This is a genomic window from Thiothrix sp., assembly GCF_028714775.1.
In the GTDB taxonomy this organism is placed as follows: Bacteria; Pseudomonadota; Gammaproteobacteria; order Thiotrichales; family Thiotrichaceae; genus Thiothrix.
Window position 1 is genome coordinate 18,753 of the sequence record NZ_JAQTLS010000016.1, and the last position, 16,600, is coordinate 35,352.

The window sequence follows — 16,600 nt, forward strand, 5'->3', positions numbered from 1 at the left end:
TTGTTGTATTCATGCGGAAGCCTCCAATCTAGCGGTATTCCACCAAATCGTCCAGTGCTTGGCGCAGACGGGGCGTTTGTTCGCCAGCGCGGTAGCCGAATGCCACTGCCACCGCCACGCCGTAACGTTGGGTGTCGATTTCCAGCAGCGTTTCCACGCCTTCTTTGGACATGCCTTCAATCGGGCAGGAATCAATCCCCAAACTCGCCGCGCCCGTCATCATGTTTGCCAGCGCGATATAGCACTGCTTGGAACTCCACGCGAAGGTATTCATGTACGGTCGGATTTCAGCATCATAGTGAGCGGCATATTTCGCCAGATACGCTTGCTTAGCCGCTTCCGGCAAACCCCGGCGCTCGAATAGGCGTTGCACGTATTCACTGCCCGGCTCTACCTCGGCAACTTTCGCCAGAATCACCACCACGTGGCTGCTATCGGTAATCTGCGGCTGGTTCCAGCACACTTCGCGCAATTTCGCCCGCAACGCCGGGGTTTGTACCACCACGAAACGCCAGTGTTCCATGCCAAACGACGACGGCGACAGGTGGGCAAATTCCAGAATCTGCTGAAATTCGTCAGCGGGAATGGTGCGTGCCGGATCGAATTTCTTGCAGGCATGGCGGAAGGACATCGCTTGCATGAATGCTTGCATGGTTAAAACTCCTTAACTTAAAACGCTGGGATAAATGCGCTACAGTATAGCCACACCTCCATGCTCTGGAATAGGGAAGCAACAATGATAACGGGATTATTCAAAGGCTTTGGCTATGTGTTTAGCGGCCTGTCACTCATTACCCAGCGCGGCATCCGCCCGTTTGTGCTGGTTCCACTGCTGATTAATACGGTGCTGTTTGCGGGTGGCGTATGGCTGGCAAAGTCCCAACTTGACTACTGGATGACGCGCCTGCTGCCAAGCTGGTTGGCATGGCTGGAATGGTTACTGTGGCCTGTATTCGCCGTGCTGATTTTCTTCGTGGTGTTTTACGTGTTTTCCATCGTAGCGAATATCCTTGCCGCACCCTTTAACTCGGTACTGGCAGAACGGGTGGAAGCCCGCATCAATGGGTTGCCTGTCCCCGAATTTGCGGGCTATGGCAGCATCCCCGCACTGGTTGCCCGCACCTTCCGCAGTGAACTGAGCAAATTGTGGTACATGGGCAAGTGGTTCATCTTGCTGCTGATCCTGACCGTGATCCCGGTAGTAAACATTGCCGCACCCGTAGCGTGGATGCTGTTCGGCGCGTGGATGCTGGCGATTGAATACGCCGACTACCCGATGGGCAACCACAACCTGTTTTTCACCGATGAACTCAAGGCATTGAAGAAAAACCGCCCGGAAGCGTTAGGCTTTGGCGGGCTGCTGTCGCTGATGACCGCGATCCCGGTACTGAATTTCCTCGTCATGCCCGTGGGTGTGGCAGGTGGTACTGCGTTGTGGGTACAGAAACTTTCCAAAAACGCCTGAACGTTAAGTAGCCAACTTCACCGTCATCGGCGGGCATTCAAAATTATGCACCGGAAACACCCCGTGCTTACGGTCGTGGAAGTAGCGTTCCAGCGTTTTGCGTACCGTGTGGAACGCCAACTCATCCCACGGAACTTCTGCTTCGTGAAACAAGCGGGTTTCAAGGCTTTCCGTGCCGGGGGAAAAGGCATCTTCTGCCGGTAATTCGCCGCGATAAATCATGTACACCTGATTCGCATGGGGCAAGCTAATCACCGTGTACAACGTCAAATTGCTGACGGGCGCATTGGCCTCTTCGTGGGTTTCACGGGCAGCGGCTTGGTCGGTAGTTTCACCGTTTTCCATGAAACCGGCAGGCAGCGTCCACAAGCCGTAGCGCGGCTCAATCGCGCGGCGGCACAGCAGCACTTGCTCGCCCCACAACGGCAATACCCCCGCGATGATTTTGGGGTTTTGGTAATGGATGATGCCGCAACTGTCGCAAATAAAGCGCAGCCGGGTTTCGCCCTCAGGCATTTTATGGGTGACAGTTGCGCCACAATCACTGCAATACTTCATTTATTTGAACCCTTCGCCAATTTCTGTGGTCTGATAGTACATGGCTGTTGAGCCTGAAAAAAGGAGCATCCCGATGAAAAAAACGATATTACTTTCCATGTTGGTGTTAGGTATGACCGCCTGCGTCGAAAACCCACCACGCCACGATAACCACCGTGTCCACACATGGTGCGAAAACCATCCGCTGGAATGCCGCGACCATAACCGCAATGACCGTGACAACGATCCGCCCGGCCCACGCGGTGGCCCTGGCACAAACTGGGAAAATCCACGTGGCCCGATTGGTGGCCCCGGCGCAAGCCCAGACATCCGTCACCCACGCCGTTGGTGATAACGGAAGCACTCAACCGTCGTCCACTATCCCTGTAGTGGCGGCGGTCGAGACCCAATTCCTGCCAAATCCAACCCTGCACCTGTTTTCAGGGGTATTTTCTAGGGCATCGCTTCAAAGGGGGCTGGCAACAGCCAAGGGATAAGCTGCCAAGCCCTGCATAATATTCTGGAACAGCACCTCGAATATCCCCTCCCCCACCACATCCAAACGCAGATGCCCATCCACCAACAGGCTACTCATACCGTGCATGGTTGACCAGACAAACAATGCCTGCTGCCCCTTATCACCCACCTGCACCAACCCGGCATCTTGGCATTCCTGCAACATCAACAGCAATTCCTCAAATGAACTGGCGCGGGATTGTGCCAGTTCTGGGGTTTGGTTTGCCCCCATCAGCGGCTCACGGAACAGCAGCCGGTAATAGTCTGGATTGCCAACAGCAAACGTGAAGTAGGCGATGACCATTTGCCGGAAACGTTCTTGTGGGGGCAATTGCGCTTGCAGGCGGATGTCACGCAGCATGAGTTTGAAACGCCCACAAGCCCGTTCCGCCACTGCACACAGCAGCAGGTTTTTGCTGGCAAAATGCCGGTAAGGGGCAGAGCGAGTCACCCCTAAGCGCAGCCCCAATTCTTGCAAGGTGATGCTGTCCAACTGACACCCTGCCAACATCTTTTCCGTTTCTTGGATCAGCGCCTCACGCAGGTTGGGGTGGTGGTAAGTGTCTTTTTTCTCGGTCATATAGGAAATGCCATTATCCATCTTTATAAAGTTTGACAATGGTCAATATTAATACGTAGCATTAATGTAATCATTGTTAACATTGTTGGCAGTGAGTGATAGCAGCACTGGCAATTACCGATGATTCTACATGAATAAGATTAATGCGAGGGAATTTCAACTATGAAGCGTAAAACGTGGTTTTATGCCTTGCCGTTGGTATTGGCGGTGCAAGGTGCTTTGGCTGGGACAAACTTGGTTACGGACGGCGGTTTTGAAAGCGGTTCGCTAGCATGGGCAAGTACCAAATCCATCCTCACCCTTGACCCTGTGGCAGCTTATGCCGGACAAGCTGGGATGAAAGTCAATTCCGCCTATAGCGGGTGTGCTACCGGGGCACTGTACACCTTGAACACCGCCAACCTGCAAAATGGCACACTCTACGAATTTGGGGCGCGGGTACGCTTGAGCAGTGGTGTGGGCAGTTCTGCCAACCTTTCCCTTGGTTTGATCAAGAACGGGGCTAGCCCAATCACCCTGGATGGCGAGCAATCCAGCTACGATGCCGGGGTTTATCCCGACAAATGGACGCAGGTGTTTGGGGTGTGGCAAGCCAGTTTTACCCCCACCGACACGCTCAAAGTCTGTATTAGCGGGGCTGCCAACAAACCGTTCCATGTGGATGAAGTGTTTGTGAAACCACTGACCACAGACGAGGTTGGCTACCAACCGCCCGCAACGCTGGATACTTCGGCCTTGATCCATGCTGATGGCAACCGCTTGGTGATGGGGACGCAAAAAACCCCGTTCCTGATGAAAGGGATCAACGTTTACCTGTATGACCAAGGCAATGATGTTGACCCACCGCCACCCCTCGACGATTTCAAGTACAAAAATATTGATGCGGCATCTTATAAAGAAATCCGTGACCTCGGCTTCAACAGTGTGCGCCTGATGCTATCTTACAACCTGTTTGAGAACAGCACCGCACCCGGTGTCTACAAGAATGAAGGCTGGGCATTAGTTGACCGGCATATCCAGTGGGCCAAACAAAACGGCTTGCGTTTGATACTGGATATGCACGTCCCACCCGGTGGCTACCAAAGCAACGATTTCACTGGGTTTGGTAGCCGTGCTGACCTGAAAAAACGCTTGGAAGATTTGTGGGTGGCCATCGCCCAGCGTTACCGCAATGAAACCACCATCGCCGCTTATGACTTGATTAATGAACCGCACATCAACAACTGGTTTATATACGCCCAAACCCTGATCAGCAAAATCCGTGCGGTGGACAGCAACCATTTGATTGACGTGGAGGTGTCTTTCCACCCCAGCGACATCGGCATGTACAAACTGGCGGACAACAATATCCTGTACGATGTCCACTGGTATGAGCCTTGGAGTTGGGCAGGTTCACATACCAACAATACGCCTTACGTTGGCACATTGGCACAGTTCAAACAGCAGCTCCGTGAAGGGGAAGGCTTGACTGAGTTCTACGATGCCGCCACTGACAGCTTTACCGTGCCGTTCAACATTGGTGAATACGGGGTCACGTTCGAGAAATACGAATTGGCAGGTGTAAACGGGGAGACATGGTTGCAACACGCCAATGCCGCGTTTGACCATTTCGGTATCAGCCGCCAGTTGTTCCACTACAACGAGCCGAACTTTGGCATTTACCGGGGTTGGAACAGCTACCCTAATGAACACACAAAGACCACTGTGGCTCTCAAGGAAGCACTGCCAACCATCAACGGTGTTAATGGCATCAATCCCGATGCCTTCAGCTTCACCGACCAGACCGACGTGGCACGATCCACCGTAATCACCTCCGACACCATCACCGTTAGCGGTCTTAAAGTGGCGGCAGACATCGGCGTGAGTGAAGGGGAATACCGCATCAACGGCGGGGCGTACACATCTGCGGCGGGGACGGTCAACAATGGTGACACGGTGCAAGTACAGCACACATCATCTGCCAGTTATGCCACTGCCACCAATACTGTCCTGAGCATCGGCAGTGTGTCAGACACCTTTAGCTCCACCACGCTTGCAGACCCGAATGATACGACCCCCAACCCATTCAGCTTCACCGACCAAACGGGCGTGGCGCTATCCACCCTGACGGAATCCAACGGTATCACCCTTGGTGGGATCAACAGTGCTGCGCCGGTTTCAGTCACTGGAGGGGAATACCGCATCAACGGCGGGGCGTACACCTCGGCAGCGGGGACGGTCAATAACGGCGACCAAGTAAAGGTGCGCCACATGTCTTCCGACCTGTCTAAAACCAAGGTGAACACTATCCTGACCATCGGCAGCGTATCCGACACGTTCACCAGCACCACAGCTACCGCCGACACCAAGCCGAATGCCTTCAGTTTTGCTGCACAGAAGGATGTTCCGCTGAACAGTACGGTTGAATCCGCCAACATCACAGTCAGCGGGATCAATGCGCCTGCCAGCATCAGCGTAAGTTCCGGCAGTGGCAGCTCCTACAGCGTCAACGGCGGAGCTTATAGCAGCACAGCGGGTAAAGTGAGCAACGGGGACAGCGTGAAGGTGCGGCATACCTCGTCCGGCAAATCTAATGCCAGTGTGACCACCACCATCACTATTGGCGGGGTCAATGGAGCCTTTAAAAGCACCACTGGTGATGTCACACCTAACACTTTCAGCTTTGTCACCAAAGCCAGCGCCGCCCTTGCCACACCCGTTGAATCCGGGGTCGTGACCATCGGCGGCATCACGCTTCCGACCGCCATCAACGTGGCAAACGGCGAGTACCGCGTCAACGGTGGAACATATACCGCTACTGCTGGGACGGTCAGCAACGGCGACAAGGTGCAAGTGCGGCACACGACTTCCGCTAGTTTCTCCACCAGCGTCACTACCACGTTGACTGTCGGCGGGGTCAACGGCGTGTTCAAGAGCACTACGTTGGCGAAGGACACTAGGCCGGATGCTTTCATCTTCAACGCGCAGACGGGTGTTGCGCCTTCAACAGTGGTTGAATCCAATGCCATCACGGTCAGCGGGATTAATGCAGCAGCCAGCATCAGTGTTACCGGCACGGGTGCGGCCTACAGCATCAACGGTGGGGCATACACCAGCGCTGCGGGGACGGTCACTGAGGGCAAGACCGTGAAGGTTCGCCACACTTCCTCCAGCAAGGCACTTACCGCTATGAGCAGTGTCCTAAACATCGGCGGGGTCAAAAGTACTTTCACCAGCACTACGCGCTGATGATGGATGGGGATGTGGGCGCTTAGTTGTCCACGTCCCCTGATGTCAGCACATAAAAGCACATGCGAAGTCACTAAAGCCTTCTTCATGCCTTGCGTTCTGCGCCCCCAATCCGGTATACGGTAGGCAAGACATCCAAACGCGGGAGCATCATGTTTAAGCACTGCCAAAGCAGGTCAGGGTTCCTACTCTTAGGTATCGCCACGCTGTTGGCGCTATTGGCCTTGACCACCCTTTTCGACCATGACCCAGCGGGTATGGATGCCTTTTTTGGGCTGAGCATGTTTAGCTTTGCCACGGGGATTCCCGGCCTATTCCTGTGTTTGCGTGCCACCGAGCCTGTGAAAACTGACACGCCGGGGTTAACAGCTTGGCTGCATAAAACCGTGAGGTCGATGGCGTGCTGCGAGTCTGGCATTGCCGCTGCATTGAACGCCATCGCTTTGATATTTTTGGGAATCACGCTGCTGATGGCAGCAGATGCTTGGTTCAATGCAGACCCCGACGCGCAAGAAGGTGTAATGGGCGGTATGGTCATGACGGCGCTGGTCGGTCTGGCGGGAATAATGGCCTGCAAACCCCGGCAACCCACAACCGAAGCCCCGCGACATCCAGTAACCCATACACCGAAGGTACGCCCAACTGCACAAGGTTTGGGGAACTTCAAAGTGATGCGGCTCGCCTGCCCTGCCTGTAATGCCTCAATCCCGGCGCATCTGTGGAATGGCGGGCAAACCCACCTGAATTGCCCGTATTGCGGCACGGATGTGGTGGTACAGGAAACTGAAACCAGAACCTAGACATCCCCACGCCAACAAAAAGCCCCGTATAACGGGGCTTTTCGGTTTCAGCCAAGGGGATTAGTTCATCGGCACACCCAAACCGTCGTCGAGGTATTTCTGCAAACGTTCGGTGCGGGTTTCGGTCATGGCTTGCAGTTCGCCATTGACCAACATCGGGTACATGCTGCCCCAGCACACCCGTATATCACCTTCGTCACAGGCAAACTGGGCGGCAATTTCAGCATCACGGAACGCAATCCACGCCTTTTGCGCGGCTTTCAGCTTGGCAGTGGCGGTTTTGTCGCTCTTGAATTGCGCCATCAACTTTTTCCAGGTGGCGTTGAGCTTTTTGTCCGCCGCCGCGTAATCATCGGCGGCGCACTGATTCATTTCCATTTGGTTGCCGTCGGGGTTGCATTCGATCTCCCCGGCGGTAACGGTGGTGGTGGATAACAGCAATACCAAAGCGGTGCTGATAACAATTTTCATCATAGTCATTTCCCATTATTTAATAAATATGTGTAGTCCAAAAAAATCAGAGAATTGAACCATCAATTACTCCGATTCTGCATCATTCATATTCACTTACCAAATTTGGCGCGTTCCAGCGACTGCCTCCATAAGGATTCATTATTTACCAAAAAAGCTACGCTATCAGCTTGATCATTGATATTTTTAAAATACACCTTCAACATTTTTCGTCCAAATACGACTTTACCAAGATGGCTATCCACAAGCTCTACATGATTAATATCTTGCATGGGAATCACCAACTCGGTTGAGAAAAATGCGGCCTTGTACCACAACTCCGTTGCTGTTAGTGCCAGCGCACCATTTCCCCGGAGCTGGAGCCGCCCTTTACTTTCCACCCCTACAAAATAAGCGCCAGCATCAGAAAGTATTGGCTTATCAAGCGGATAACGGCTTTCCAGAACCTCTTGCCCTGATTGCCCTATCCGACTCCACAACAACCAAAAAGCTACCAGCACAATACTGACAATGACAATAACACCAGCAATAATTACAAGCACATTATTCATGAAACCTTCTCCAATTTTACCAGAGACTGACTTATCTTCTGATTGGTTACTGCTTTCAGGAGACCTTTACGTTGCCATTCTTCCAGTTGATATACACCTTCAGTGATAACCAATGATAAATACTTGGCTCCATCCGTGATGATCAATTGTAATGCCAATAAATACTCAAGTGCCTCACCGATTTCATCTACTGAGAATTCAGGTAAATTCTGCATTAATAACGTCCGCGAGGTCGGTGCATGTAGCGCCAGCAAAACTGCACGACGGCTGCCTTGCAATGCGTGCCGCAGCGGACTTCCCCTCCGGCTGTCTTCTACCTGTAATGTATCCCCTTCGCGCTTAACAATGATACACTTCGGCTCCGCATTATCACCACGCCATGCCCCAGTCCACAGCTCACTCTCCAGCAGAAGAGCATCATAGGCTGTATTGTCTAATACCCCTTTCCAATCGGCTTCATGATAATAGGCCACTTTGCGAATATTGACACTATCACTGGGATAAAGCTCCTCGTACCAACGCATAGGGCGTAAATTCGTTGTCCAATGCTCTTCTTCAAAAAAATAAGGGCTAAAGCGATGGCACTCTACTTTGGGTGTTCCACCATAAGCAGGGCGTAAATGACGTAGTTGCGGGAGTAACTTCACCATATTGGCATAATCCTCTGCCATTTCCCCCGGAATACGAATCAAATTATTCCAATAAACCGTAATCCCCTGTTCCTGACAAGTGCGCATAAAATAAATATTCTGTAAAACCGTCACACCTTTACGCATCTGCTTCAGGATGTTATCGGACAGCGATTCAATACCGGGTTGTAAATACAATACTTTGGCCGCAGCCAATTGCTCGATTTGATGTTGCCGCAGATTGGTTTTGACTGTCCAAAAATACTCAACATCTGAACGAGGTAAATTATTTTGCAATCGTGGAAGCAAGTCATGAAAATATGACATTGGCATAATATTATCTGCCGCTTGAAACCGTTTCACCCACGGATAACGTGCCGCCAAAGTATGCAATAGTGCTAGCGTATTATCTGCCGAGCGAGCACGATAATTCATGCCATCCCCATTCAATCCACAAAAGGTGCAATGCTGTTTCTGCCCCCACCAGCAACCTCGACTGGATTCAAAAGGAATCAAAACCCGCATACGCCAATTCGGGTCTTGCAGATAGTTGACATTTTGCGCCTCCGTGAAGAAATCACTAAAATCCGGGGCAGGAATACGATCCAACGTTTCGCTATCAATAGGTTGGTGAGGTTTATCTTTTATCACCTCTCCATCTGATGTTTGGCGGTACAAAATTCCTTGTAAACCGGATGGTGTTCGTTCTTCCAGCATCGCCTGACACAACGGTACAATAACGTCATCCGCTTCTCCGGTGGAACAGGCATCTATCCAATTCGCTACCCGCATCAGTTCTTCCCCCATTTCTCCGTGAAAACATGCACCACCGTAGAGCAGTTTCACATGGGGGAAACGTTGTTTGAGACGACGCCCCAAAGCCAGGGCGGGCAGTGTCTGGAAAAATGAACAACTAAACGCAACCACCTGCACGGGCGCAACGGCCAACAAACGCGTTATACATTGATCAAGAAACGCAGGCACAATCTGGTGGCGAATTTGATGTAACCATGCAGGTAAATCTTTGACATGTGGAATCCCCTCTAACTCATCCCCTGAAAGGCTCAAAAAGTCTTCTTCTGACAGCCCGAACTCCCGTTGCCACGCCTCTTGGGCAAACAGCCATTCACCTATCTGGGTTTCCACACCTTTAAAACGGGCAATAATTTCGTATGCACCCGCCCCTATCAAACGTGAAAATGCCATATTGAAAGGAAACACTTGCGCGGCAATTCCTGCCTCAGCCAATTGAGCCTTGAATTGCCCTAACGCCAAACTCGGTGTTGTGATGGAGCCAAAGGGCATTTGCACCAGATGAATCATGTTACCTCCAACACTTCGGTCGTTGCAGAAGGCTCTTTATCCTGTGGTTTCAGGATAACCTTATCTACACACAATTCCTGTGGGTTAGTATAAACCATTTCAGCATCCCAATCGGTCGGCAAAATAGCAGCACTTTTCTCCGCCCGTAGCAGCAATCGCTCCTTGATATTGTATTTCCAGCTTGGACAAGGTAAAGAAGCCGCCTCACCACGTGTATCATCTGCGTGCAAAAATTTATACGCACACGCGCCCGCACAATTCGGCAGTAATTTGCAGTTACGGCATGCATCGTTATTGAACGGCGACCAACTCAACCATCTCATGGTTTTTTCAGAGCGGATAGCTTTATCCATATCAAAAATAGAGCCAATCGCATGTTGCGGATATGTCACGGTATCCCAACACTTATGAATATCACCGGAGGGAATCACAATAAAACTGCTCGGACGGATTGCACCACAACTCCCATGAAACCGGGGAGGATAAGGCAGCCCTGTCAGTCCTTTATCAAACGCATAACGGTAAATCCGGGTTTCCAACTGGCCATAATCCGACTTGCTCATGCAAGCCCCTTCGACCGAATGGCAACCAACTGTCATCGCCTCAATGGGAGCAAAATACAACCGGAAATTTTGCTGGTTGGCTAAACCTTCTGCCGCCAACACATCCAGCAATTGAAAAACGCCCGTACTATTACGATGGTCAATATTGACACGGATATTGATTTTTAGCGGGGTATGAGTCACCACTTCTTTCAGATTTTTAATGATTTTATCGAACGTATTGCCCCCCGATAACAAGAAGCGACGGCTATCGTGGTATACCTGATTACCATCCAATGTCACCTGTACCGTTTTTACTCGTTTTTTCACCAGGGTTTGAGCCACCGCGAGCGTCAAACGATAGCCATTCGTAACCGCCATGGCATCGTATTGAATATTTCTTTCATCACACACAGCCATAAAACGGTCTGACAGGGCTTCAATCACGTTCATACGCAACAATGGTTCACCACCATACCAGGCAATATGCACATGATTTAACTCATGGCTGAGTTTTAAAACAAAATCCACCACCGCATCCTGAACCGTCTGCCCCATGGTTTCGATCGGTTTATCTTGTCCCTGGAAGCAATAATCACAGGCAAAATTACAGGCCAAGGTGGGGGCAACCGTCAGGACTAATGTCCGACGGTTAAAACGGTGTAGTCGATATTGTCCATGCAATAACTCCAACTCATCGGTTTCCGGTGTTACCAAATAGCCACCGTAAAACAATTCTGCGGCTGTGCGACTATCGGTAGTTTCCCGCCCTTGGGCAATGTCCTGAAACACCTGCGCCTCGGCTGGCTCCCATACGGCTAGTGCGCCGCTCATACCGTTGTATGCCAATTCACGCCCATCTTTTAACGGCGCAGTAATCACGTAACGGGAGGTTTTGTATCGACTCATGCCTATTCTCCGGGTCACTTTCAACGAAAAAAACTTTCCCCTCCCGATCGCATGAGGAAAGCTATCTGAAGTCAAATCCCCGGAATAATAGGGATAAGATCCACAGCGCAAGCATCTGCTGCACAAGCATCCGCTGGACATAAATTGATGGCACAAACATTGGCGGCACAAGCATCTGCACCACACGCATTAATCGGTGACACTTTGGCAGCACATGCCGTTGCACCTGCCACTGCCGCGCCACAAACATCCCCACCACACGCATCCCCGCCACAGGCTGCTGCACCACATGCAGCAGCGCCACAGGCTGCTGCGCCGCAAGCTGCCGCGCCACAGGCATCCGCACCACATGCTGCAATCCCCGCCAGCGCAGCACCACACGCAGCCGCACCGCACGCACCGGCACCTGCAACATCTGCGCCACAAAGTGCAATGACCGAAACCGCAGCACCACAAGCCCCTATCAATGTCGCAGCGGCACCACAAGCAGCGGCGGCACACGCATCTGCCCCACAAGCATCCGCACCGCAGGCATCCGCGCCACAAAGGTCAGCACCACAGGCTTCTGCCCCACAGACTGCTGCACCACAAACAGCTGCTCCACCTGATGATGTGCTGGTTGCCCCACTGCCCGCTGGTGCAATAGAAATACTCCCCTCGACAGGAGACAATGCCCACAACTGGTTTAGCCCACCATTCCATGGGTAAGTGCTAACCTCACCACCATCTCCTGTCGTACTTAAATCCAGTGCCAAACCACTGTGCAGTGCTTCAATCCGGAACTTTCCACCCTGGACTTCCGTGATTTTCCAACGCTGATTATTGGCATCATTTGAAGCCCACGAATAAACCTTTGCGCCTACATTACCAAAAGCATAGACATCCATTGACTGGTTGTTAGCCGCATTCAGGATTCGGTACGTCCCATCAGGGTGAGCAACAAATTTCCATTGCTGATTTGCAGCCCCACTCAACTTGCGTTGCCTGACTTGGGCATCGTTAGCCTCAGCAGTCAGAACCAGTCCTGAGCTAAGCGGTGAAATGGTATACGTTTGAGCTGGCCCGCCTTCCGCCGTGCTATTGTCAAACATACGGATAATCTCAAATGTCTCCCATGCTCCACACGCGGCACGGTTAGCATTGGCATCCCCACCAGCTTCAGCCACCAAATACTTTTGCTGAGGAACAGACTTGAATGCAATTTTATCCCCCACACTCATGAAACTATTGGAAGCAGTAGCCCCTGCACGAATAACCTGCCACTGCTCAGACGTACCCGCCGCCGAGCTAACGGTGGTCACATCTCCCCCCGCAGTGGCAGACAAAAACGTATTGTGCTGCGTTTTTAGCGATACGATGTCACCGAAACTGGCAAGTGGCATGGTCGTGGTTGGACCAGAACGGACCAGCGTGAAGGTTTCCCCAATCGCATTTGATGCAGCATCCGCCCGGACATTACCATTTGTTTCTGTCATCCACTTGCCATGAGCAGTTTTTAGCTGAATCTTGTCACCAAAACGCAAAGCCCCCTTGGGTACAACAACCCCCATTTGTTTAACAATAATGGATGATGCTTTATCATTAAAATTTGCGACAATGGTTTCAGCACAATCAGAGTAATAAGTGCGGAAATCGCCTTGAAAATCAGGGTACTCATATAAAGTTACCAACATACCATAGGGAACACGCAGGGAACTGATAGTATTATCAGGCAACCCCATAGCCGTTGCATCTTTGTATACCCCAACTCCTAGCGTAGCTGAACTGCCTCTATAATACGTATGTTCATAAAAGGTAATAACTTTCTGGACAACAGCCGACGACGCTTGATTATCTACATTACTTTCCAAGCGGGGCGTGTCTGCCGTATATTTGCGGACTTCACCCCTAAAATTGGGATGCTGATAAAGGGAAATTTCCAAACCTTGCGGCACTCTAACAGAGGAAATATCATCGTTATACATACTTAAGTCATTTATATCATAACTCCCGATCCCCAATATATAATTAGCCCCCGTATAATTATCCCCCTGATAAATGGTCACTGCGAGTTCCTGGGCAACATCTTTGGAGCGGACAGCCGACAATATCCATAACTGATTCAAATTACCATGCCAAGGGTAAGTGATAATTTCACCCCCATCACCAAGGGTACCCAAATCCAGAGCCAAACCACTATGCACAGCTTCGATACGAAAATGCCCGGCCTGAACTTCAGTTATTCGCCAACGCTGGTTATTGGCATCGTTTGAGTCCCACGAATAAACTTTTGCACCCTGCCCGCCAAACGCATACACATCCATCGACTGATTAGTAGCGATATTCTGGATTCGGTATGTGCCGTCAGAATTTGCCACAATTTTCCATTGCTGGTTGGTAGCTTCATTCCATTTATATTGCTTAATCTGCGCGCTTCTCGCATCAGCCGTAAGTGCAAAACCCGAATAGGCAGATGAAATTGCGTATACCTGATCCTGATTGCCGCCCACTAGCGGGCTATTTACAGAATGGGGGGCTAAAGGTTGGACAAGGTATTTCATAAGTAAGCTCTCTCTTAAATTCGTTAACAGCTCTAATTCATGTAAGCATCAGGATAGTGAAAAGCCCCAGCTAAGTGGGGCTTGATAATTCACTGGTCATCAAACGTCACTCCCGTATAGGTAATACGCGGGAAGTTCATTTTTTTCAACTGTTGCCCATCGACACTGTAGCGGTACAAATTATCTTTCGTGGAAAGGTAAACATCATTGCTGTCACCTGCCGCAATGCCGGTTGGGCTAAAACCTGTTTCCACGAAATTTTCTTGCTCCAACCGGGCATCACGGACAGTGAAACCGCGCTGCGAACCGTTGTAAGCGGCATAAACCTTGCCACCCTTAACGGCGATACCGGAATAGTTGATACCTGGCTCAGGGAATGTCATATCAACCAATAACTGCCCATCGTTACTGTACTTATACAAATGGTTACGTGCCGCCAAATAAATGAGGCCATTATCATCAAGCGCAATCGCACTCGGCGCAAACGGTGTGGGGAACACATCGGATTGCTCCAGGGTTTCCGCATTGCGCACGCTAATACCCGTCTGCGAACCCGTATAGGTCACATAAATATTCACGCCATGCAAAGCTACCCCGGTGTATTTGATGGTGGAATCACCCCACGCAAAATGAGCCAACTCCTGACCATCCTTGTCGTAGTGGTAGATATTGTTTTTCGACAAGGTATAAAACGTATCGCCTTCACCATCGCCAATCGCACCCGGTGCAAAAGTCATCGGTAAAAATGCCGACTGCGTTAAGTTCTCATCCCGCACCGTCACCCCGCGTTGTGAGTCGGTGTAGGAAGCATAAATTGTCCCTGCTTGGGCATGACCAAACATCCCCAATACCAAACCTGACAATAACCATTTTTTCATAAACCCCTCGCTCTCAAATGACCAAAAACCGCTTACTTGGCAGTAACTTTCCAGCCACACCAGTTGCCACTGATAAACTTGTCACTTCACCGTGATCTTAAACGCGAATTTGCCTTTCCACGGATCAGCCTTCTTACACTCGACCACCTGAATTTTGTAGTCGCCTGCAATTGTGGGCTTGACCTTTGCATTGCTGTGGCAGGAAAGATCCATGTCATTGGCGTTTTCACCCTTGGGGTCAGTGATATAGATGGAAACGGAACCATCACTTTTCTTGTCCAGCTGTTCCACCGTCATGGTCTGGCCTTTACCTACGCCGATGAGATAGTTCTGCTCACCGTCGAAATCGGCAAGCTTGCCCGTAACTACCGCGCTGGATGCGCCCTTGGCAAACTTGATCCGGGTTGGAGCAGCACTGGCTTTACCCTTGGGCTTTGCTTCCTTTTTGTCCCATGCGCAAATCTCAGCATTTTTGCCAACCCAGCAACCACCCTTGAGTTTGAAATCTTCACCCAGCAACTCCTGTGCGTGGGATGCCTGCTCTGTGCCATTCCAGGAAGCCCCCGCCACGCCTTTTTCCAGCATATTCAGGTAAACAAAATACTTGTCCCCAAACAGGCGGAAAGAACCATCCTTGTCGGCATCGTATATGCACGTACCCTTGAGGTAGGTTTTGCCCTTGACCTTCAGTGAGCAATCCACTTCGCGGCCTTCCGCTTCCTTGCGCCAATCTTCAGCATGGGCGACTGTTGCTTGCCCGAATAAGCTTGCGGCTAATAATGCAGCCACAGACAGTAATTTCATTTCCATAACCATTCCTCACTAAACTGGTTTGTAACAACTCAACTCGATTCGCCTAATCCCCAGCCACCAGCGATGTCATCTGCCAACGCCCGTTAACTTTCTCAAACGATGCACGGTAATCCACTGGACTACGCGCAAAACTACGGGAAACATAACCTTTTTTACCATCAGGTAGCTTGATAGCGACCCACGCATCATTGCCATGATCGGTTGTATCCACTGGTACAACCTCATAGCTAAGCGTTTGTAGAACTTCACTATCCGTTTTAGGTGCTTTGCGCACATTGACCTTGTTACCGACAATCGCGGTATTTTCAAACCCATCCCCAGCCGCATCGGGCCAACTCGAAGCCACATAGGGCGCGGCGAAACTGCCATCACTTTGGAAACTGCCACCCAATGCCAACACCGTGCCGAGCGTTTCCCACAACTCGCTATTCGACTTGTCGATGGCCCAATTTTTCTTGAAATGGTCGATGCCGTTATCGTCGCCATAGCCATTTTGGACAGTCTTGCTGACGACTGCCAACACTGCCGCCTTGTCGCGTTTCGCCACTGCAATCTGCAATTGCGCACGAAAAGTAAAAAAGTCGGGCTGTTTTGCCGCTTCATCCACTGGTAACAGTGGCGCTGCTTGCAACATGACAGGAAGAGCTAACATTACCCCAACAAAACTGGCTGCTAACCATGAACGCTTTAACATACATACCCTCGTTATCGTATTGATGAAGAAATACCCTGTTAAGCAACGGGGCGTCTAAATGCTGCGATTGATCCTCGGTCGGAATGGTTGCGGTTGATTCAAGCCCGTTATAAATGAGCCAAAC

Annotated in this window: 15 protein-coding genes; 4 read left to right on the forward strand and 11 right to left on the reverse strand. The window is 51.0% G+C overall.

Features of this window, described 5'->3' with window-relative positions; translation table 11 throughout:
* Window positions 1-28: 28 nt before the first annotated feature.
* Window positions 29-652 carry an NAD(P)H-dependent oxidoreductase gene (locus tag PHE17_RS14580; protein ID WP_301016624.1) on the reverse strand — a complete coding sequence of 208 codons (624 nt, stop codon included), beginning with the start codon at window positions 650-652 and terminating at the stop codon, window positions 29-31.
* Window positions 653-736: 84 nt separating this feature from the next.
* On the opposite strand from PHE17_RS14580, the gene cysZ reads away from it, so the two are divergent.
* The gene (gene cysZ / locus PHE17_RS14585; protein ID WP_301016625.1) at window positions 737-1,465 is read left to right on the forward strand and encodes a sulfate transporter CysZ; all 729 of its coding nucleotides are present in this window, start codon (window positions 737-739) and stop codon (window positions 1,463-1,465) included.
* Window positions 1,466-1,468: 3 nt separating this feature from the next.
* On the opposite strand, the gene PHE17_RS14590 is transcribed toward cysZ, so the two are convergent.
* The gene (locus PHE17_RS14590; protein WP_301016626.1) at window positions 1,469-2,023 is read right to left on the reverse strand and encodes an NUDIX hydrolase; all 555 of its coding nucleotides are present in this window, start codon (window positions 2,021-2,023) and stop codon (window positions 1,469-1,471) included.
* A gap of 73 nt (window positions 2,024-2,096) precedes the next feature.
* Between PHE17_RS14590 and PHE17_RS14595 the strand changes: the two genes are divergently transcribed.
* Window positions 2,097-2,354, forward strand: a complete 258-nt coding sequence (locus tag PHE17_RS14595) for a hypothetical protein (protein ID WP_301016627.1) — start codon at window positions 2,097-2,099, stop codon at window positions 2,352-2,354.
* 114 nt (window positions 2,355-2,468) lie between these two features.
* On the opposite strand, the gene PHE17_RS14600 is transcribed toward PHE17_RS14595, so the two are convergent.
* Complete coding sequence (locus tag PHE17_RS14600) at window positions 2,469-3,098, reverse strand: TetR/AcrR family transcriptional regulator (protein ID WP_301016628.1); 630 nt, start codon at window positions 3,096-3,098, stop codon at window positions 2,469-2,471.
* A 162-nt stretch (window positions 3,099-3,260) separates the two neighbouring features.
* Between PHE17_RS14600 and PHE17_RS14605 the strand changes: the two genes are divergently transcribed.
* Complete coding sequence (locus tag PHE17_RS14605) at window positions 3,261-6,326, forward strand: cellulase family glycosylhydrolase (protein WP_301016629.1); 3,066 nt, start codon at window positions 3,261-3,263, stop codon at window positions 6,324-6,326.
* A 152-nt stretch (window positions 6,327-6,478) separates the two neighbouring features.
* Window positions 6,479-7,126 (forward strand): hypothetical protein, encoded by a 648-nt coding sequence (locus PHE17_RS14610; RefSeq protein ID WP_301016630.1) that lies wholly within the window; start codon window positions 6,479-6,481, stop codon window positions 7,124-7,126.
* Between the two features lie 60 nt (window positions 7,127-7,186).
* Here the strand turns inward: PHE17_RS14610 and PHE17_RS14615 are convergent, their stop codons facing one another.
* From PHE17_RS14615 to PHE17_RS14650, 8 genes are all read right to left on the reverse strand, one after another.
* A complete protein-coding gene (locus tag PHE17_RS14615) occupies window positions 7,187-7,600 on the reverse strand; it encodes a lysozyme inhibitor LprI family protein (protein ID WP_301016631.1) in 414 nt (137 codons plus the stop codon).
* 89 nt (window positions 7,601-7,689) lie between these two features.
* The gene (locus PHE17_RS14620; protein ID WP_301016632.1) at window positions 7,690-8,148 is read right to left on the reverse strand and encodes a hypothetical protein; all 459 of its coding nucleotides are present in this window, start codon (window positions 8,146-8,148) and stop codon (window positions 7,690-7,692) included.
* Complete coding sequence (locus tag PHE17_RS14625; protein ID WP_301016633.1) at window positions 8,145-10,100, reverse strand: RiPP maturation radical SAM C-methyltransferase; 1,956 nt, start codon at window positions 10,098-10,100, stop codon at window positions 8,145-8,147. Before PHE17_RS14625 ends, PHE17_RS14620 begins: the two co-directional genes overlap by 4 nt.
* Window positions 10,097-11,551 (reverse strand): TIGR04463 family radical SAM/SPASM RiPP maturase, encoded by a 1,455-nt coding sequence (locus tag PHE17_RS14630; RefSeq protein ID WP_301016634.1) that lies wholly within the window; start codon window positions 11,549-11,551, stop codon window positions 10,097-10,099. The genes PHE17_RS14625 and PHE17_RS14630 overlap by 4 nt, the downstream gene beginning before the upstream one ends.
* Window positions 11,552-11,622: 71 nt before the next feature.
* Window positions 11,623-14,091: a Cys-every-fifth RiPP peptide CefA gene (locus PHE17_RS14635; RefSeq protein WP_301016635.1), complete on the reverse strand. Its 2,469-nt coding sequence runs from the start codon at window positions 14,089-14,091 to the stop codon at window positions 11,623-11,625.
* An 89-nt stretch (window positions 14,092-14,180) separates the two neighbouring features.
* On the reverse strand, window positions 14,181-14,969 hold the full coding sequence (locus PHE17_RS14640) for a hypothetical protein (RefSeq protein ID WP_301016636.1): 789 nt from the start codon (window positions 14,967-14,969) through the stop codon (window positions 14,181-14,183).
* 81 nt (window positions 14,970-15,050) lie between these two features.
* Entirely contained in the window at window positions 15,051-15,779 is a 729-nt protein-coding gene (locus PHE17_RS14645; RefSeq protein ID WP_301016637.1) for a hypothetical protein, read from the reverse strand.
* Window positions 15,780-15,825: 46 nt separating this feature from the next.
* Window positions 15,826-16,476: an SH3 domain-containing protein gene (locus PHE17_RS14650; protein WP_301016638.1), complete on the reverse strand. Its 651-nt coding sequence runs from the start codon at window positions 16,474-16,476 to the stop codon at window positions 15,826-15,828.
* Window positions 16,477-16,600 lie beyond the last annotated feature (124 nt).